The 18,524-nt window shown below is 60.8% G+C and carries 21 protein-coding genes and 1 tRNA gene; 18 read left to right on the top strand and 4 right to left on the bottom strand.

The annotated features are described in order from the left end of the window. Positions 1-9: 9 nt before the first annotated feature. The 3 genes from WA904_RS21880 to WA904_RS21890 are packed head-to-tail and all read left to right on the top strand — an operon-like array spanning position 10 to position 4,524. Positions 10-1,506, top strand: coding sequence for a C13 family peptidase (locus WA904_RS21880; RefSeq protein WP_425199234.1), 1,497 nt, complete (start codon positions 10-12; stop codon positions 1,504-1,506). Between the two features lie 55 nt (positions 1,507-1,561). Then, positions 1,562-4,105: an ABC transporter permease gene (locus WA904_RS21885; protein WP_425199235.1), complete on the top strand. Its 2,544-nt coding sequence runs from the start codon at positions 1,562-1,564 to the stop codon at positions 4,103-4,105. Between the two features lie 2 nt (positions 4,106-4,107). Beyond that, on the top strand, positions 4,108-4,524 hold the full coding sequence (locus WA904_RS21890; protein WP_425199266.1) for a group II truncated hemoglobin: 417 nt from the start codon (positions 4,108-4,110) through the stop codon (positions 4,522-4,524). A gap of 197 nt (positions 4,525-4,721) precedes the next feature. On the opposite strand, the gene WA904_RS21895 is transcribed toward WA904_RS21890, so the two are convergent. Then, complete coding sequence (locus WA904_RS21895) at positions 4,722-5,384, bottom strand: Smr/MutS family protein (protein WP_425199236.1); 663 nt, start codon at positions 5,382-5,384, stop codon at positions 4,722-4,724. Then, positions 5,384-6,061: a RadC family protein gene (radC, locus tag WA904_RS21900; RefSeq protein WP_425199237.1), complete on the bottom strand. Its 678-nt coding sequence runs from the start codon at positions 6,059-6,061 to the stop codon at positions 5,384-5,386. Before radC ends, WA904_RS21895 begins: the two co-directional genes overlap by 1 nt. 167 nt (positions 6,062-6,228) lie before the next feature. Here radC and WA904_RS21905 point away from each other — a divergent pair, with 167 nt between their 5' ends. The 13 genes from WA904_RS21905 to WA904_RS21965 all read left to right on the top strand — a co-directional run bounded on the left by WA904_RS21905 (position 6,229) and on the right by WA904_RS21965 (position 15,409). Next, on the top strand, positions 6,229-6,702 hold the full coding sequence (locus WA904_RS21905; RefSeq protein WP_425199238.1) for an FKBP-type peptidyl-prolyl cis-trans isomerase: 474 nt from the start codon (positions 6,229-6,231) through the stop codon (positions 6,700-6,702). Beyond that, positions 6,699-7,694 carry a 4-hydroxy-3-methylbut-2-enyl diphosphate reductase gene (ispH, locus tag WA904_RS21910; protein ID WP_425199239.1) on the top strand — a complete coding sequence of 332 codons (996 nt, stop codon included), beginning with the start codon at positions 6,699-6,701 and terminating at the stop codon, positions 7,692-7,694. Before WA904_RS21905 ends, ispH begins: the two co-directional genes overlap by 4 nt. 2 nt (positions 7,695-7,696) lie before the next feature. Then, complete coding sequence (locus WA904_RS21915) at positions 7,697-8,638, top strand: threonine/serine dehydratase (RefSeq protein WP_425199240.1); 942 nt, start codon at positions 7,697-7,699, stop codon at positions 8,636-8,638. Positions 8,639-8,685: 47 nt separating this feature from the next. Continuing rightward, complete coding sequence (serS, locus tag WA904_RS21920; RefSeq protein ID WP_425199241.1) at positions 8,686-10,122, top strand: serine--tRNA ligase; 1,437 nt, start codon at positions 8,686-8,688, stop codon at positions 10,120-10,122. A gap of 334 nt (positions 10,123-10,456) precedes the next feature. Continuing rightward, positions 10,457-10,544, top strand: a tRNA-Ser gene (locus tag WA904_RS21925). Positions 10,545-10,729: 185 nt separating this feature from the next. Beyond that, positions 10,730-11,944: a tyrosine-type recombinase/integrase gene (locus WA904_RS21930; RefSeq protein ID WP_425199242.1), complete on the top strand. Its 1,215-nt coding sequence runs from the start codon at positions 10,730-10,732 to the stop codon at positions 11,942-11,944. Between the two features lie 84 nt (positions 11,945-12,028). Then, complete coding sequence (locus WA904_RS21935) at positions 12,029-12,646, top strand: hypothetical protein (RefSeq protein ID WP_425199243.1); 618 nt, start codon at positions 12,029-12,031, stop codon at positions 12,644-12,646. Then, complete coding sequence (locus tag WA904_RS21940) at positions 12,643-13,290, top strand: hypothetical protein (RefSeq protein ID WP_425199244.1); 648 nt, start codon at positions 12,643-12,645, stop codon at positions 13,288-13,290. The genes WA904_RS21935 and WA904_RS21940 overlap by 4 nt, the downstream gene beginning before the upstream one ends. 91 nt (positions 13,291-13,381) lie before the next feature. Further along, complete coding sequence (locus tag WA904_RS21945; RefSeq protein WP_425199245.1) at positions 13,382-13,597, top strand: helix-turn-helix transcriptional regulator; 216 nt, start codon at positions 13,382-13,384, stop codon at positions 13,595-13,597. Between the two features lie 11 nt (positions 13,598-13,608). Beyond that, complete coding sequence (locus WA904_RS21950; protein WP_425199246.1) at positions 13,609-13,902, top strand: helix-turn-helix domain-containing protein; 294 nt, start codon at positions 13,609-13,611, stop codon at positions 13,900-13,902. Then, complete coding sequence (locus tag WA904_RS21955) at positions 13,899-14,159, top strand: hypothetical protein (RefSeq protein WP_425199247.1); 261 nt, start codon at positions 13,899-13,901, stop codon at positions 14,157-14,159. The genes WA904_RS21950 and WA904_RS21955 overlap by 4 nt, the downstream gene beginning before the upstream one ends. After that, on the top strand, positions 14,134-14,559 hold the full coding sequence (locus WA904_RS21960; RefSeq protein WP_425199248.1) for a hypothetical protein: 426 nt from the start codon (positions 14,134-14,136) through the stop codon (positions 14,557-14,559). Before WA904_RS21955 ends, WA904_RS21960 begins: the two co-directional genes overlap by 26 nt. 262 nt (positions 14,560-14,821) lie before the next feature. Further along, on the top strand, positions 14,822-15,409 hold the full coding sequence (locus tag WA904_RS21965; RefSeq protein ID WP_425199249.1) for a hypothetical protein: 588 nt from the start codon (positions 14,822-14,824) through the stop codon (positions 15,407-15,409). Positions 15,410-15,445: 36 nt separating this feature from the next. Here WA904_RS21965 and WA904_RS21970 read toward each other — a convergent pair whose 3' ends face one another. Both WA904_RS21970 and WA904_RS21975 read right to left on the bottom strand, forming a co-directional pair. Continuing rightward, the gene (locus WA904_RS21970) at positions 15,446-15,772 is read right to left on the bottom strand and encodes a hypothetical protein (protein ID WP_425199250.1); all 327 of its coding nucleotides are present in this window, start codon (positions 15,770-15,772) and stop codon (positions 15,446-15,448) included. Next, positions 15,769-16,479, bottom strand: coding sequence for an SOS response-associated peptidase (locus tag WA904_RS21975; RefSeq protein ID WP_425199251.1), 711 nt, complete (start codon positions 16,477-16,479; stop codon positions 15,769-15,771). Before WA904_RS21975 ends, WA904_RS21970 begins: the two co-directional genes overlap by 4 nt. 36 nt (positions 16,480-16,515) lie before the next feature. On the opposite strand from WA904_RS21975, the gene WA904_RS21980 reads away from it, so the two are divergent. Next, the gene (locus WA904_RS21980; RefSeq protein ID WP_425199252.1) at positions 16,516-16,953 is read left to right on the top strand and encodes a LexA family protein; all 438 of its coding nucleotides are present in this window, start codon (positions 16,516-16,518) and stop codon (positions 16,951-16,953) included. A gap of 4 nt (positions 16,954-16,957) precedes the next feature. Then, the gene (locus tag WA904_RS21985; RefSeq protein ID WP_425199253.1) at positions 16,958-18,253 is read left to right on the top strand and encodes a Y-family DNA polymerase; all 1,296 of its coding nucleotides are present in this window, start codon (positions 16,958-16,960) and stop codon (positions 18,251-18,253) included. Positions 18,254-18,524: the final 271 nt, after the last annotated feature.

The raw sequence follows: 18,524 nt of genomic DNA on the forward strand, positions 1-18,524 counted from the left end.
GATGCCGCCATGCACGAGTCCCAAGCCCAACCCACTTTGCCCGGTATTCCCGAGTCCCTGCTGTCTTTGGGGGAGCGGTCCACGTCGGCGACTTTTCTGCCAACCGGCCGTTGGCTGGTGGAAGGCCTGCGTGCTGCCTTTTTTCTGCCACCCCGGGTGGCCGGACGCTTGCCTGAACCCTGGCAGTTGCTGGTTATTGCCCTGATCGTGTTAGCCGTTGATGCCGGCGCGCAGCGTGTCGAGGTTGTGGGCCCGGCAATTTTCGATTTGCAGGCCTGGTTGTCGGGCTGGTGGACCTTGCCTGTGTTTGCAGGACTCGCCTGGTGGGCCTTTCCCGCGCAGGAAAACCCGGCCGGCATATCTCGCGGCAGCGTGACCGCCTGCCTGATGTTGTGGCTGGTGGCTTCCCTGCCGAACACCCTTGTGTACGAAGGGCTGATGGCGGCCATGGTTCACGGCTGGGTCCAGGGCAGGGTGCTGTCCTGGCCTTGGCTTCACTGGGCGATCTATGCCGTTTTCACCGCCTGGTCGCTGGGCGTCAGTTTCTTCCTTGTGGTGCGTTTTGCAGGCTGGACCGGGCGCGCAGCGGTTTTTGCGCTGGCACTGCTCGCATGCACGGGATTGACCACCTGGCAATTCGAGGCCCGCGCCTGGGAGAAGGACTATGCGCGCAGTGCCGGTGCCGAGAGCAGCAAGGCCAGGTTGCGCCTGAGCCAGCAAACCCTGGAAGACCAGCAGGCGTTGTGGCGGCGCACCGTGGCGGCCATTGCGCCGCAGCGCCCCGGCGTGGTCGATGTGTATGGCCTGGTGTTCGCGCCCTATGCGGCGGAAGACGTTTTCCTGCGCGAGAGCACCCTGGTCAGCGGCGTGCTGGCCGACCGGTTCGATGCGGGCGGTCGCGTGCTCCACCTGCTTAACCATGCCGGCACGGCGCAAACCCATCCCTGGGCCACCACGCTCAATCTGCAGCGTGCCATCGAGGCGCTGGCCGGGCGCATGGACAGGGACCACGATGTGCTGGTGGTCTACCTGACCTCGCACGGTGCCAGTGACTTCAAGCTCGCCGCTTCGCACTGGCCGCTGGAGGTGGCGCCCCTGAGCCCGGCCGAGCTGCGCGAAGCCCTCGACAAGGCAGGCATCCGCAATCGCGTGATTGCCGTCTCGGCCTGTTACTCGGGCGGCTGGATCGATGCCCTGGCCAACGACAACACCCTGGTCATGACGGCGGCGGACGCCACACACACGTCCTACGGCTGCGGCCAGTTGTCCGAACTGACCTTTTTCGGCCGCGCCATGTTTGACGAGCAGCTGCGAAACACCCATTCCTTCGAGCAGGCCTTTGCCCGTGCCGTTCCTGTGATCCAGCAGCGCGAGGTCGACGCAGGCAAGGACGACGGTTTCTCCAATCCGCAGATCAGAGTGGGCGCCAACATCGGCCCGGTGCTGCGAACGCTGGAAAAGCGGTTGGGTGCTTTGTCCGACCCTGCCGCCAAAACCCGGCCCTGAGCCAGGGGCTGAGGCTTTGCGGTAAGGTCAAGCGCTCACAGGCAAGTTCCAATCCATGAACCCACTTTTTCTCAAACTCGGCTGGCGCACCCTGCTGCGCGACCTGCGCGCCGGCGAGCTTCGTTTGCTGATCGTGGCAGTGACGCTGGCCGTTGCCGCCCTGACGGCCGTCGGCTTTTTCGCAGACCGGCTCAAGGGCGGCCTGCAGCGCGATGCGCGGCAACTGCTGGGCGGTGACGCCGTCCTTCGCAGCGACGGCGTGACGCCCGAGGTTTTTATCGCCAGGGCGCGCAGCCTGGGGCTGCAGGCCGTTTCCACCGTGACCTTTCCAACCATGGGCCGCGCGCTGGAAGCCGACGGCGGCGCCAGCAAGCTCGTGGCTTTCAAGGCGGTACCGAACGGCTATCCGCTGCGCGGCAACATGACGGTGGCCGACAGCGTCGAAGGTGCCGGCGCAGCCACGCGGGAGATCCCGGCGCCCGGCACGGCCTGGGCCGACGCGTCGCTGCTCGATGCGCTGGGCCTGAAGGTGGGCCAGACCCTGCTGATGGGGGATGCGAGCTTCAAGCTGACGCGTGTGATCGTCCAGGAGCCCGACCGCGGCGCGGGCTTCATCAACTTTTCTCCGCGCGTGATGGTCAACAGCGCCGACCTCGCCGCGACCAACCTGATCCAGCCTGCCAGCCGCACCAACTACCGCTTTGCCGTGGCCGGCAACGACGCGGCGGTGAAAACCTATGTGCAGTGGGCCAGCCAGGAGATCAAGAAGTCCGAGCTGCGCGGCGTGCGGCTCGAGTCGCTGGAAAGCGGCAGCCCCGAGATGCGCCAGACGCTGGACCGTGCCGAAAAATTCCTCAACCTCGTGGCCCTGCTGGCGGCCCTGCTCAGCGCCGTGGCCGTGGCCATCGTCGCGCGCGGTTTTGCCGCCAAACACCTGGACGACTGCGCCATGCTGCGCGTGCTGGGCCAGCCGCAGCGCACGATTGCCCTGGCCTACACCTTCGAGTTTGTGCTGGCCGGCATGGCCGCCAGCGCGCTGGGCGTCGTGATTGGTTATGCGGTGCACTATGGCTTTGTGCTGCTGCTCGCCGGCCTGGTTGAAACCATGCTGCCCGCCGCCAGCTTCTGGCCGGTGCTGTTTGGCATGGGCATGGGGCTGACCCTGCTGCTGGCTTTTGGCCTGCCGCCGGTGCTGCAGCTGGCGCAGGTGCCGCCGCTGCGCGTGATTCGCCGCGATGTTGGCAACCTGCGGCCCGCCTCGCTCGCGGTGTTGCTGGTCGGCGTGCTTGGCTTTGCGGCACTGCTGGTGGCGGCCAGCAGCGATATCCAGCTCGGCCTGATTGCGGTGGGTGGTTTTGCCGGTGCAGTGGCCGTGTTTGCCGTGGCCAGTTTCGCGGCCGTCAAGCTGCTGCGCGCCAGCGTCAACGAAGCCACGGCGCCGCGCTGGCTGGTGCTGGCCACGCGTCAACTGTCGGCTCGCCCGGTTTATGCGGTGGTGCAGGTCAGTGCGCTGGCCGTGGGTTTGCTCGCGCTGATGCTGCTGGTGCTGCTGCGCACCGATTTGATCAGCAGCTGGCGCCGGGCCACGCCGTCCGATGCGCCGAATCGCTTCGTCATCAATGTGCAGCCAGAGCAGGGCGACGCTTTCCAGAAGGCGCTGCGCGACGGCGGCGTGACAAAGTTCGACTGGTACCCCATGATTCGCGGCCGCCTGGTGGCCGTCAACGGCAAGGCTGTCGCGCCCGATGACTACGTGGACGACCGCGCCAAGCGGCTGGTGGACCGCGAGTTCAACCTGTCCCATGTGGCGCAGCAGCCTTCGCACAACCAGATTGTCGCCGGCCGCTGGACACCCGACGAGGCGGGCGCCATCAGTGTGGAAGACGGACTGGCCAGCACCCTGGGCCTCAAGCTCGGCGACAGCCTGCGTTTTGACATCGGCGGCCAGCTCAGCGAGGCAAAGATCACCAGCCTGCGCAAGGTGGACTGGGGTTCGATGCGCGTCAACTTTTTTGTGATGTACCCGGTGGCCACCATGACAGACGTGCCGGTGTCGTACATCAGCGCTTTCCGCGCGCCCGACCGAAAGGCCGCAGTCAATGGCGAGAGGCCGCGCAGCTTCGACAACGAACTGGTCAGGGCCTTCCCCAACATCACCAACGTCGACATGAGCAGCACCATTGCCCAGGTGCAGCGTGTGCTGGACCAGGTGATACGTGCCGTCGAATACCTGTTCGGCTTCACGCTGGCAGCCGGGCTGGTGGTGTTGTTTGCCGCCATCACCGCCACGCGCGAAGAGCGTGCGAAAGAATTTGCCATCATGCGCGCCGTCGGCGCGCGCGCCTCGCTGCTGCGCCAGGTGCAGCGCGCCGAACTCGCCGGTGTCGGCTTGCTCGCCGGTTTCCTGGCCTCCATCGTTGCGCTGGCCGTCGGCTGGGCCCTGGCCAGGTTTGTTTTCAACTTCAGCTGGACCGGCTCCTGGACCGTGCCGCTGCTCGGCAGCCTGGCTGGCGCCGTGCTGGCGATGGCAGCGGGCTGGTGGGGTTTGCGCTCGGTGCTCAATACACCGGTGGTCGAAACCCTGCGCAAGGCCCAATGAACATGCAGATCGAAGAAAAACCACCAGGCACGCCGCCGTTCGACACACCCTTTGCCTGGATAGGTGGCGAGGAGCGCGTGAAGGCGCTGGTTGACCGTTTCTACGACCTGATGGATCTGGAACCCGGCTACGCGGCGCTGCGTGCGGCGCACGGCAGCCATCTGGTCAAGGCGCGGCAGCACCTGTTCTGGTTCCTGTGCGGCTGGCTGGGCGGGCCGCAGCACTACACCGAACGGTTTGGCCACCCGAAACTGCGCATGCGCCACATGCCGTTTGTCATCGGCATCCTCGAGCGCGACCAGTGGCTGGCCTGCATGGACCAGGCCATGGGCGAAACCGGTGTAGATGAAGAATTGCGCGCCCGGCTACAGGCCTCGTTTTTCCAGACCGCGGACTGGATGAGGAATTCGCCGGCCTAGTGTTCTGTTCGTGTGATGCTATTAATTCGGGAGCTGCTTGCGCCCATCCTGTATGGGCTCCGGGCTCTTTTTCCTTATAAGTTCTGCAGACGAGAGACCCTCAAGCCGGTTTCTGGCTGATTTCATATAAGAAAAAGGCCCGTAGCCCTTATTCGGCGGGCGCAAGCAGCTACTGAATCAATAGCGGATCGGGCGTCTCAGCTCTGCGCCAGCAACACCACCAGCGCGCCCGCACCGCCCTCGGCCGGCCGTGCCTGCACAAAGGCAATCACCTCGGCTTTCTGGATCAGCCAGCTTTGCACCCGGCCCTTGAGCACCGGCGTCTTGCCCGGCGAGCCCAGGCCCTTGCCGTGCACCACACGCACGCAGCGCAGGCCGGCCTTGTGGGCGTCGCGAATGAACACTGACAGCGCGTCACGAGCGTCCTCGCGGCGCAGGCCGTGCAGGTCGATCTGGCGCTGGATGCTCCAGCCGCCGCGGCGCAGTTTGCGCACCACGTCCGGCCCCATGCCGGGCCGGCGAAAGCTCAGCGCTTCGTCGGTGTCGAGCAGCGTGTCCACGTCAAACTCGTCGGAGATCGCCTCGCGCATCACCGCCAGTTCGTCGCGCTGCTGCTGCACCGGAATCGGCGCGGGCTGGGCCAGTGCCAGCTGCGCCCGGTGGCCGGGCAGGTGTCTGGCCGGCAGCGCCTTGACCGGGCCGATGGCGCGCGAGAACAGTTCTTTTTCGGCCTTTACTTTGGCCGCAGCGGCCGCGCGCGCTGCCTTGAGTTCGGCTTCCTGCCGGGCTCGGGTTTCTATCTCGAGCTTGACGGCTTTCAGGCCCTTCAGGTCCTTGATGGCGGGCGGTCTGGCAGCCATCAGAGCAGGCCCAGTTCAGCCATGGAAACCGCCTGCGTGCTGGTCACGATGAAATGGTCCAGCACCCGCACATCCACCAGCGCCAGCGCGGCTTTCAGCGTCTGCGTCAGCGCCTCGTCTGCACGCGAAGGCCGGGCTTCGCCGCTCGGGTGGTTGTGCGCCAGCACCACGCTGCCGGCGTGCAGCGCCAGCGCGCGTACCACCACCTCGCGCGGGTAGACGCTGGTTTGCGTCAGCGTGCCGCGAAACAGCTCTTCCAGAATGATCAGGCGGTGTTGGCTGTCGAGAAACAGCACGGCAAAAATTTCATGCGGACGGCTGCCCAGCTGCAGCTGCAGATAATCACGCACGGCCTGCGGCGTGCTGAACAGCGGCTTGGCCTGCAGCTGCTGCGCCAGCGCGCGGCGGGCGAGCTCCAGCACGGCGACCAGTTGGGCGCGTTTGGCCGGCCCGCCCAGCCCCTTGATGCGCAGGAGGTCTTCGGCCGTGGTGTGCAGCAGCCCGGCCACGCCGCCGAAGGTGTCCAGCAGCTCCTGGCCCATCTGCAGCGCATTTTTTCCGGGCAGGCCGGTGCGCAGCAGCAGGGCCAGCAATTCGGCGTCGCCCAGCGCGCCCGGGCCGCGGGCCAGCAGCTTTTCGCGGGGGCGGGCGTCCTCGGGCAGGTCTTTGAGAAGCATGGATGGGGCCAGGTGGGGCTAGGGAAAAGGGAGGGCAGGCAAAAACACCATCACGGGAGCAGTATCAGGGGTAAATCGGCCCGACTGCTTCTGCCCGGGCCGCACTTTCTACAATAGGGGCAGTTTACAAACAGTTGGCGGCCTCCCGGGCCGACCCCGAAAGCCTTATGTCCACCGTGGAAACTCCCGCCCCAACACTCGTCCAGCCCGGTTCTTTCCTGACCCTGCACTACCGCATGGCAGGCCCTGGCGGCGCCGACATCATCAACACCTTCAACGGCAAGCCGGCTACCCTGAGCCTGGGCACCGGCGAGCTGTCGCCCGCCATCGAGCAGCGCCTGCTGGGTCTGCCGGAAGGCACGCGCACCAGTTTCGAGCTGGCTGCCGGCGAGGCCTTCGGCGAGCGCAACCCCGAGCTGCTGCAGTGGGTGGCGCGCAAGCTGCTCAACGAGCTGGGCGACCCGAACGAAACATACAAGGTGGGTGATGTGGTGCAGTTCCCGACGCCCGACGGCATGGGCCAGTACGCCGGCGCAGTGCAACAGGTCAAGGAAGCGGGAGACGCGGTGCAGTTTGACTTCAACCACCCGCTGGCCGGCCAGCCGGTGGTGTTTGAGGTTCATGTGATTGGCGTTTTATGACTGCCGGTAAAACCTTGCCTCAGGAAATCATCCTCGCCGAGCCGCGCGGCTTTTGCGCCGGTGTGGACCGCGCGATTGAAATCGTCGAGCGTGCCATCGGCAAGTTCGGCGCACCCATTTATGTGCGCCATGAGATCGTGCACAACACTTATGTCGTGAACGAGCTCAAGGGCAAGGGCGCTATCTTCATTGAAGACCTGGACGACGTGCCCCCGGGCGCCACGCTGGTGTTCAGCGCGCACGGTGTCAGCAAGGCCACCGAACGCGAGGCCGAGCGGCGCGGTTTCCGCATTTTTGACGCCACCTGCCCGCTGGTGACCAAGGTGCATGTGGAGGTGGCCAAGTTGAACAAGGAAGGCTACGAATTCATCATGATCGGCCACAAGGGCCACCCCGAGGTCGAAGGCACCATGGGCCAGCTCGACAGCGGCATCCACCTGGTGGAAGACGTGGAAGACGTGGCGCGCATCCAGCCGGCGCAAACGGAAAAACTCGCGGTGGTGACGCAGACCACACTCAGCGTGGATGACGCCGCCGAGATCAGCGCCGCCGTGAAGGCGCGTTTTCCGCAGGTGCGCGAGCCCAAGCAGCAGGACATCTGCTACGCCACGCAAAACCGCCAGGACGCCGTCAAGATCATGAGCCCGCAGGTTGACATCCTGATCGTGGTCGGCAGCCCGACCAGCTCCAACAGCAATCGCCTGCGCGAGCTCGCCGCCAAGCTCGGCACCGAGGCCTACATGGTGGATGACGCCACCGAGCTCCAGCCCGAATGGTTCGAGGGCAAAAGCCGTGTTGGCCTGACTGCCGGTGCATCTGCTCCTGAAATCCTGGTCAAACAGGTGATAGACCGCATCAAGGTACTGGGCGCCGTGTCGGTGCGCAAGATGACGGGCATCGAAGAAACCATCAAGTTCCCGCTGCCCAAGGGGCTCAAGCTGCACGGCCCCGCGCTGGACGCCATTGACAGCGACCTGCACGCCGAGCCTTGAAGATGACAGACCGCTATCAAATAGAGAGCTGTCAGCGCACGTTCCAAAAGGGCTACAGCCACTTTATTCATCAAACTCCGGTGTGGAAACTGCCCGGCAAGGCGCTGGGTGTGGACTGCGCCGAAGTCTGGCTCAAGCTGGAGCACCTGCAGACCGGCGGCAGCTTCAAGGCGCGCGGCATGCTCAACCGCCTGCTTTCCAACACCATTCCTGTCAGCGGCGTGATTGTGGCGTCGGGCGGCAACGCCGGCATTGCCACCGCAGCCGCGGCTCGGGAGCTGGATGTGCATTGCGAGGTGTTTGTGCCCGAGGTATCCAGCCCGGCCAAACGCGCCAAAATCGCCGCGCTGGGCGCGCAAGTGGTGGTGACCGGTGCCGCCTATTCGGAAGCCCTGCAGGCCTGCCTGCTGCGCCAGCAGCAAACCGGCGCGCTGCTGACCCATGCCTACGACCAGCCCGAAGTGGTGGCCGGCGCCGGCACCCTGGCGCTGGAGATCGAGCAGCAGGCCGGCCTGCCCGACGTCGTGCTGGTCAGTGTGGGCGGCGGCGGCCTGATCGCCGGCATCGCCAGCTGGTTCGAACAGCGCTCGCGCGTGGTGGCGCTGGAGCCTGAATTGGCGCCTACGCTGTTCAGGGCGCGTGAAGCCGGGCAGCCGGTGGATGTCGCCGTCAGCGGCATCGCCGCCGACTCGCTCGGCGCCAAACGCATTGGCAGCCTGGCCTGGGCCGCCACCCAAGCCCATGTGCGCGATGCGCTGCTGCTCAGCGACGAAGCCATCCGCAGCGCGCAACTGTGGCTCTGGAAAGAACTCAAGCTGGCGGTGGAACCCGCCGCCGCCTTGCCGCTGGCCGCGCTGCACAGCGGTGCCTATGTGCCGCGCGCCGACGAAAAAGTCTGCCTCATCATTTGCGGCGCCAACCTCGACCCGGCCAGCCTCAACTGAGCCGGCTCCGGTGGCCCGTCCATCGCCGTACAAAATACAATCACCCCATGCTAGACATCAACCTGCTCCGTAAAGACCTGCCCTCGGCCATCGCCCGCCTGGAGGCGCGCAAGAGCCCGCAGGTCTTCCTCAATGTGGAAGCCTTCCAGGCGCTGGAGCTTCAGCGCAAGTTTATTCAAACACGAACTGAAGAGTTACAAGCACAACGCAAGCAACTTTCGAAAAATTTAGGCCCGGAGATTGGACGGTTGACTGCCGAGTTGAATCGCGCTGTCGCTACTGATTCAGACGATGAGGCGAATTTTTTCGAGTCGCAGATTGCGCAATTGAAGGAAAAGCCTAATGCCATCAACTTAGAAATGCAGAGTTCGTTGTTTGAACTTGAGGCAATTCAAGTAGATATGGAAAGAATGCTGCTGGCCGTGCCCAACCTACCGCACGAAAGTGTGCCGCAGGGCAAGGGCGAGGAAGGCAATGTCGAGGTGCGCAAATGGACGCCGGTTGAAGGCCTGGGTGGCGAGCCGCCAGCTTTTGCCTTCGAGGTCAAGGACCATGTCGACGTGGGCCAGCCGCTGGGGCTGGACTTTGAATTGGGCACCAAGTTGACCGGTTCGCGATTTACCGTCATGAAGGGCCAGCTGGCCCGCTTGCACCGAGCCCTGTCGCAGTTCATGCTGGATGTGCAGACGGCCGAACACGGCTACACCGAGTGCTACACGCCGTACATCGTCAACGGCGATTCCCTGCGCGGTACCGGTCAACTGCCCAAGTTTGAGGAAGACCTGTTCGAGGTCACGTTTGGCACGCGTGACGCGAGTGCCGGCGTGATGGATCAGTTTGCTGGGGATGCGCCTTTTGACAAGAAGGCGGGGCGTTGGTACCTGATCCCCACGTCTGAAGTTACCTTAACAAATACCGTTCGTGATGTGGTACTTGCGCAGAAAGATTTGCCTATTAAGTTGACCGCCCACACGCCATGCTTCCGCTCAGAAGCCGGCAGCTACGGCCGCGACACCCGCGGCATGATCCGCCAGCACCAGTTCGACAAGGTCGAGATGGTGCAGATCGTGCACCCCGACCACAGCTACGACGCGCTGGAGGCCATGACAGGCCACGCCGAAGCCATTCTGCAAAAGCTGGGCCTGCCTTACCGCGTGATGCTGCTGTGCACCGGTGACATGGGTTTCGGCGCCACCAAGACCTATGACCTGGAAGTCTGGCTGCCCGGCCAGAGCGCCTACCGCGAAATCAGCTCCGTCTCCAACTGCGAAGCCTTCCAGGCCCGCCGCCTGCAGGCCCGCTTCAAGAACGCCCAGGGCAAGAACGAATTTGTGCACACCCTCAACGGCTCAGGCCTGGCGGTGGGGCGCACGCTGGTGGCGGTGTTGGAGAACTACCAGCAGGCCGACGGCTCCGTCATCGTGCCCGAAGTGCTGCGCAGCTACATGGGCGGCATCACGGTGCTTGCACACACTGGAAAGTAACTACCCTCAATAGGCCAAGTCCAGCAGGGGCCGCGGATCTGGCTTTGCCAGTCCGCAGGCGCAGCGGCCCCTCCGGGGCTGGGAGCTACACAAAAGTGAGCGACCGTGGGGCTGTTAGAATATCGGCTCGACACACTGGAGAGGTGGCAGAGTGGCCGAATGTACCTGACTCGAAAGAGAGCGCACTTTCGCAGTTGAAAAAAAAGAGCTTTGAATTTAAAGAGATTTTTGCAACTTTGGAAGCTGCAAGGGCTTGCAAAGAGTTGCAAAGATACGAGAATTTCAGACCGTCCGAGCAATGCTAAAATTGCTTAGGATTTCAAAAAGAACACCTGGAGAGGTGGCAGAGTGGTCGAATGTACTTGACTCGAAATCAAGCGTACCGCAAGGTACCGTGGGTTCGAATCCCACCCTCTCCGCCAAGAACCGGTTTGATGTAGTCCAACACAGACCCCTGAAAGCCCCGCAAAACCAGTGTTTACGGGGCTTTTTTGTTTGCTGCCGTCCGATGTGAGGTATTGCAAGCCGGTAACATTTGGGGGTATGTTCGGGGGTATCGGCTCAAAACATTGGGGGTATTCTCAAAAAAGGCCGTTTGGAGCCTGCAATGCCCCTGACAGACACCGCCATCAAGAAGGCCAAGCCCGGCCCCAGCCCGGCCAAACTGAGCGACGGCAAGGGCATGTACCTGCTGGTCACTGAAAGCGGCTCTAAGTTGTGGCGCTGGAAGTACCGTGCGGACGGCAAGGAAAAGGTGATGGCCTTGGGCTCATACCCGGATGTGTCTTTGGCACAGGCACGGGAAGCGATGGGCACGGCGCGCAAGCTGCTGGCGGCCGGCAGCGACCCGATGGCGAAGCGCAAGGCTGACAAGCTGGCCAAACAATCCGCAACCGAAAACTCATTTCAGACCGTGGCCCTGCTGTGGTGGGATCAATGGCGTAGCGCCAAAAGCCCCCGCCATGCCGATGACGTGCATAAGCGTTTGAACGCCGATGTGTTCCCGGCCATCGGCAAAAGGCCAGTTTCAGACATTCAGGCCCCCGAGTTGGTGGCAATGGTCAAGGCCATAGCGGGGCGGGGCGCTCTGGACATTGCAAAACGGGCTTTGCAGACATCGGGACAGGTTTTCCGCTACGCCATCGCGCATGGGCTGGCGCAGCGCAACCCGGCGACCGACATCAAACCTGCAGACATACTGGCATCACGCAAGGCAGGTAACTACGCACGGCTAGACGCAAAAGAGCTGCCTGAATTGCTCAGGTACATGGAAGCCTACCAAGGCGCGCCAGTCACTCGGCTGGCCATGAAATTGATGGCGCTGACGTTTGTACGCACTTCCGAATTGATCGGCGCGCGCTGGACTGAGTTTGATCTTGAGGCCGGGCGCTGGGACATTCCGCCTGAGCGCATGAAGATGAAGACCCCGCATATCGTGCCTTTGTCGTCGCAGGCGGTATCGGTGCTGCGAACGCTGCAATTGGTTTCGGGACAAGGGGCTTTGTTGTTCCCTGGTGAGCGCGACCATGAAAAGCCCATGAGCAACAACACCATCTTGAAGGCGTTGGAGCGCATGGGCTACAAGGGCAGGATGACCGGGCACGGCTTCCGGGGCATTGCGTCAACCGTCATGCACGAGATGGGCTTTAACCATGCTCATATCGAGCTGCAGCTAGCGCATCAGGAGCGCGACCAGGTGAGCGCGGCCTATAACCATGCAACCTATCTGAAGGAGCGCGCAAAGATGATGCAGCATTGGGGCGACTATCTGGAGAACTGCACCACAGGCCAGGTGCTGACATTCAAACGCAAGGCAGCTTGAGCTAACCGTTTCGCCAGTCTTGGGCTGATCCCCGAAAACCCGTTTCCCTGACGGGCTGGGCTGGCTCCTTAATAGGGGGGCAAATTGACATCTGACAATCCAACGTATTCACCTTTGCTTGGAGACCACTACGAAAAAATAGCAGGCGCCAGGAACGGAGTGGGCTCTGTGGGCGGCTATTTTGAAATGTATCGTGATACGTTTTTGGGCAGGCTAGCGGACTCAGGTTTCACAACCACAGAAGCATTCGAGCAGATATATCGGCAAATGAGCGAGGCCGACAACGTTGGTGATTTCCTGGACGAGCCTCCCGACCTACCAATGTTAGCTGCCTTTGGTTTAGTGCTGCTACACCGCATGGCCGAGACTGGATGGGGCGCAAATGATCATGATGAATGCTTTTTCTTGCATGAGCAGTTATTTGAATGCTTCGAGTACGTTCGCGATGCAGATAAAAAATCCAAGGCGGCGAGCAAATCAGCACGCAAAAGACATTCAAAAAGTCATGCCGCTAAGAAGTTCGTTGCCGACGAATGGAAAAAAAACAAGGGCGATTACAGCAATAACAAATCAGAATTCGCGCGTCATTATGTTCGTCGCGTAAAGCACGAGTTTGATCTTGATGTTACTGAAAAAACCATTAGGGAAGTTTGGTTGAACAACCCCCCGGTTGACAAGAAACAGGTGAGCCAATCCGTATGACAGATTATTTGGATTCGTTGACTCAAAATACGTTGAGTGGGCGACCGTATCAGCAGATCGATGCATCAAATATTGAATTTGAAAAGTTCATTTCGTATTTGGGCGAAGTCTATGCAACAACATTCGTTGAGCTATTTATTGATGGTGCAGTGGACAGCGGCAAAGACAACCTTCAGGCGGAATTTGATCAAGTATTGCGCGATGTTGGTTCAGCCTGTTCCGGCGGTGACGTTCAGGCTACGTTGGGCAACAACAGAACTGCTTATTCGGTCTGGGGTTTAGTCATGCTTGATAAATTGGTGAACAGCTTGGATAAAGACGGCGAAACGCTGAGCGCGATGTGGCTGTTCAGTGATGTCGTTGATGCTCGTACGGAGGCGCTTGGCGAGTGGGTGCAGGTAGTCGGTAGACAGAGCTTTGCAAGCTCAGGCGGAAAAAAGAAATATGAAGCACACCTCAATGCCAAACAGTTTGTCCAGGGCGAATGGAAGACACATAAATCAAGCTATGGCGGAAATAAGTCTGCATTTTCTCGCGACTTCGCTAGGCGGGTTGCAAACGAATATTCAGTCCGAGTGACTGAAAAAACAATTCGCGAAATTTGGTTATCTGACACCCCGACTGCTGGCAGCCGGGCCGGGTAGCCAGCAGCCGGGTAATGACTTTTACAACCTAGACCAAGATGATCGACTCCATGCCAGCCACCACGGCGCTGGACACAGTTGGAGTTAATCAATGGTCAGCAACAACCCGGTTCAAGGCACCGACCAAAAGCCCCACTACGCACGCGCTAAAGCCGCCTGCGCGCATTTTCAGATAGCCCGGTCAACGCTGTGGCAGTGGACTAAATCCCGCCATGGCTTCCCGCAGCCTTTGAAGGCCGGGGAGAAAGTGACCCTGTTCGACATCAACGCCATAGACGCTTTTCTCAAAGCGCAGGCAGCGAAGTAAGGGGCCAAGCCATGCAAAAAAATAAGGCCACCTCCCCCGAAAAGAAAGCGGCCCTAGAAGCTATCAGGGCAGAGTTTAAGGGCACCAGTGCCGATACGCAATGTGCGCGGCTGCTGGAGGCCCTGGCGCGGTTTCCCATCACGACGTTTGAGGCCATGCGCTACCTGGACGTTTACCACTGCCCCGCACGCATATTGCAACTACGCAAGGCTGGCCACCGAATCCTGACGCACAGGCAGACCGTGCTGACAGAGGCCGGGGTGAGGCATTGTGTGGGCTTGTACACGCGGGAGGGCATGGAATGAGCGCGCCTGACGCTGTACACAACGACCTCGACTTGCCAACCGGGCAACGTGAGCGCAAAGCCTATGCAACGCTCGCTGCGCAATTCGCCTTGATCGGCGTAGAGCTGATTAAAGGTGACCCGGAGGTGATCGGCCAGACGCCTTATTACGCCACCCGCTATGGGCTGTGGAAGCCTCTGGACAGCCTGGACGCGGCGCGCGAGTACTTAGCCAAACGCACAAGGGCAGGCCGTGAGCAAGAGCTACAAGCGCAGTAAGGACAAGCGAGACGGGGATCGCTACGTGGCCTTGCCGCATGTGGTGATTGACAGCCCCAGCTATCGCGCCTTGGGGTACGCTGCGCGCGCCTTGCTGCTGGATATTGCCCGCCAGTACACGGGGAGCAATAACGGGCGGCTAGTGGCTTGCGCGAAGTACCTCAAGCCGATGGGCTGGCGAAGTCACGACACCGTTTCGCGCGCGCTGACGGAGGTCAAGGACGCGGGGCTGTTGATCGAAACCCGCATGGGTATGCGGCCTAACCGCGCGGCCTGGTTCGCGCTGGGCTGGTATTCCCTGGACGTGACGGACGGCATAGACCTTGATCCCAAAACCTACCGCACAGGCCGATACCGGCTCGCAGCGCTTAACCCGAAAGCCGGGGTAGGGAAGGTATGAACAGCCCCGATTTCTGGCGATGGGGTGAAGGGCTTTGTCCCGACCATCGGGGCTATCCTGCCACTTTCTGGCAATGCGCTAACCCGATAGGCGGGGAGTATCTAGAAATACCATCTATTGCAGGCATTCAAAGCCACAGATACAGGTATGGGCAAAAAGCCGAAAAGGTGCGCGCGCGTGACCGGGGGCGGTTGATGGCCGTGGTCTTGATTGAAAAAAGGCGAGTTGGCCTATTGATTTCGTTTTCTGTGGAGGTCGGCGAATGAGCAGAGGCGGCATGAGGTACGGCGCTGGCAGGCCAAGCCACAAGGTCAAGGCAGAACATTTGCAACGGGTAGAGGTTGGCCGATGGCATCGCGGTGGGTATTTGCGCGCTGGGCAGTCGTTCACCTGGCGCTGGCACCGGGGCGATGAACCTACGGGCAGCATTGGGGTAATGGTGCATGGGGCTGACTCGCTGGCCCTGCAATACATGGTGGGCAGTGACGATCAGCGGCGCGATGGGAGTCAAACTATCCGGCTGGCACACACGGCTTGCAATTACGGCAAGTCCCGGCCCTGGTTTGTCTGCCCCGTCTGCCAGCGTCGCGCGGGTGTGCTGTACATGCGCGCCGGCCGTTTTGCCTGTAGGCGCTGCCAGCGGGTGGCCTATGCAAGCCAGTCCTGCGATTTGTTGGACCGACTATGGCGCAAACAGGCCAAGATCGAATCTCGCCTTGGGAAGCATTGGCAGCGACCTAAAGGCATGAGGCAGCAAACGTATGCTCGATTGATGAAAGTGTTACTTCACTGCGAATCGGAAAGAGAAAATGAGCTTGCACAATTCGCCGCAAAGCTATTGATGGATTAAGACAGGATGAAAACGCCAACTTCGAGGCCTCCTACCTTACACACCTGGTAAGGGCAGCTTGCTCAATGCGTTGAACTCTGCCGGCTGGCCGACGTTGGCAACCTCCAAAGTTTCCCGGCCTTCGCGGACAACGATTTCCAGTAAGTACAGTTTGGGGGAACCGTCGAATCTAGCCGCGAACTTGTGGCCTTCCTTGATGTCTGATATGACTGACGCTGCATCTACGATGTAGTCATGTTTCATATACCCCGTTGCCTCCAACTCAGGGCTTAACGGGTCGCAGCAATACACTACAAGTTGATCAACAAAGCCATCGTTAAAGCGAGCGGCTCCAGTCAGATAGTGCCGCGTTTCGTCAGTCATATGAGTTCTTCCTGCGCATTCGCTTTAGGGGCCTTGGGCGGAACAGGTGTGGCTACCAAGTTGTCGGCCGGATAGTGCCGAATGAAATTCATGCTTTGTGCCATCGGTGCGTTGAGCCAGTCAGCATAGTGGCTCTCGGGCAGGATCACTACGATCCTTTTCTCATCTTCGGCCCGATGATAATTTTTCAAGAGCGCATGGTCAGTGGCGTTCATTGTCAGCATAGTGAAGCTCAGCAGCGGCGCCTTGCCTGGCACTGCCCAAACGTCCCATAGCCCGGCAATGCCCACGGGCTGTCCGTCAGCCCTAGTGAAGCGCGTTGTCACCGCCTTGCCGGTACGCCAGTCAGGCTCGTAAAAGGCATCTGCGGGCACGATGCACCGCTGTCCCCGCTGCCAAGCAGGGCCAAAAGTGAAGTTCTTTTCAATGCCCTCAATACGGGCGTTGAAAGTGGAGCGGGCCATCGCCTTTTTGATGTTTTCCGGATCTGGCTTCAGCCGCCACGGCACTAAGCCCCACCTTCCAAGCAACGCTTCGCGTGGGGGGACAGCCTCATCGTGTGGGTCTGTTTCAGGTGGCTTGCGAATGAACGTGCCGGTATAGCGCGGCCACATATCCAACTTGTCTTGGGGTGGGGTGGGCTGAAGAACATCGAAGTACCTTTTATAGTCTTCATAGGCTCTGAGCGCTTCAAAGTGGCTGCACATTCTTGAAACTTTACGCCGGTTCAATATACTGTATGAATGCACAGTATAAATCCACCCGGCGCAATCGCTTTTTTAGGCGGGCCACTGCAGCCCCTGCCGTGGGTGCAAGGCACAGTGCCGGCAGGATTTCCGTCACCCGCTGCCGACTTTGCTGTTAAGCGGCACGACTTGAACGAGCTTCTAATCACCCACCCAGCGGCAACCTTCATGTGGCAGGCTCGCGGGCTGTCGATGATTGACTTGGGCATTGCCGATAGCGACATCCTGGTGGTCAACCGCGCGCTAACACCCAAGCATGGCGACATAGTGGTGGCTGAGGTAGACGGCGATTTCACCGTTAAACAATTCTGGCGTCGCAGCGGCGTAGTGCAACTGCGCGCCGGCAACGCCACCTTTCCGCCCATCCTGTTTAGGGACGGCCAAGTAATGACGATTTGCGGCGTGGTGACCGCAACCATCAAGCGCTTCAAGTGATGCCATGTTTGCGCTGGTGGATGGAAATAATTTTTACGTAAGCTGCGAGCGCGCTTTTCGTCCTGTTCTGAAAAACCGTCCGGTGGTGGTGCTCAGCAATAACGATGGCTGCGCAATCGCCCGCAGCAACGAGGCCAAGGCCCTAGGCATTCGCATGGGTGCCCCCTGGTTTGAATGTCGAGAGTTGGCAGAAGAACACGGCGTGGTTGCCCTGTCGGCAAATTTTGTGCTTTACGGTGACATGAGCGACCGAATGATGTCTGTGGCGGCCGGGCTTGGCCCAGGGCAGGAGATTTACAGCATTGATGAATCCTTTATCGATATGGCGGGCGTGGCTGGCGATCTGACCCTTCGAGCCCAAAGGGTGCGGGAACGGGTACTTCAGTGGACCGGCATACCTACCGGCATTGGGATAGCGGCCACTAAGACATTGGCCAAGCTAGCTAACCATGTTGCCAAAAGCGCTGACCGAAAGCCCGGCAGTTACCCGGCCGAATTGGCGAGGGTGTGCAACCTGGCCAGCCTGCCAGCAGCGGATTTGGACGCGGTGCTGCAGGCTACGGCAGTGGGTGAAGTGTGGGGCGTCGGCCGGCGGATCGCCGACCAGTTGAACGAAGGCGGGGTAATGACGGTGCTTGACTTAGTACGGCTCGATCCAGCAACCGTACGGCGGCGCTGGAGTGTGGTGCTGGAGCGCACTGTGCGTGAGCTACAGGGCCAGCGATGCATAAGCTTGGAAGACCAACCGGCACCGAAAAAAGAAATTGCATTTACCCGCAGCTTTGGCGGTGCCGTGACTGAACTGGCTGACCTGGTGGCGGCCGTTACACGCTTTGCCACCGGCGCGGCCGTGAAGTTGCGAGCACAAGGGGGCAAGGCTGGCCAGCTTCAGGTGTTTGCACACACTAGCGCATTCAGGCCAGGCCCCAAGTACAGCCGCAGCCTGATCATTCCCCTACGCCGTCCCACAGCCGACACGGTAGAACTGGTGAACGCGGCCGTTAGAGGCATCGAGGCAATTTACCGGCCAGGCTTTAACTTTGCCAAGGCGGGTGTGATGTTGCTAGACCTTCAGGACGGCGGCATCGAGCAAGGTGAGCTTGATCTGGAGCCCGAGACACCGGCGCGGGGCCAACTAATGGGCGCACTGGACAAGCTGAATGACCGCTATGGGCGTGGCACGGTATCAATAGCCAGCGCAGGCGTCAAAGGGCCTAAGCGGGATTTTGAAATGAAGCAGAATTTGCTGACGCCGCAATACACAACGTCTTGGGCTGACTTGCCTGTGGCAAGAGCTTAGAAGTCGTACAGAATGTAGACAGGGGAGATACACCGCAATGATTTTGATGTTTCATGCATCGGTCGGCCTGTTTATGACCCTGCTGAGCTTGGCACGATTTATCGCCTTGCTACCCGCGCCCGAGGTCAACAACAAAGATGGTTGAACGCCAATGAACACCGCCCGCCGGATTGCTATCACAACCCCTCAATCGTACGGGTGCTGCTGATTGCGACGAGCGGGGCGAGGAGGCTTTTACTGCTTTTGCGGCGCAGCTGTTGGGGCTGCGGGA

The organism is Polaromonas sp. (assembly GCF_049790275.1).
Taxonomy (GTDB): domain Bacteria; phylum Pseudomonadota; class Gammaproteobacteria; order Burkholderiales; family Burkholderiaceae_C; genus Polaromonas.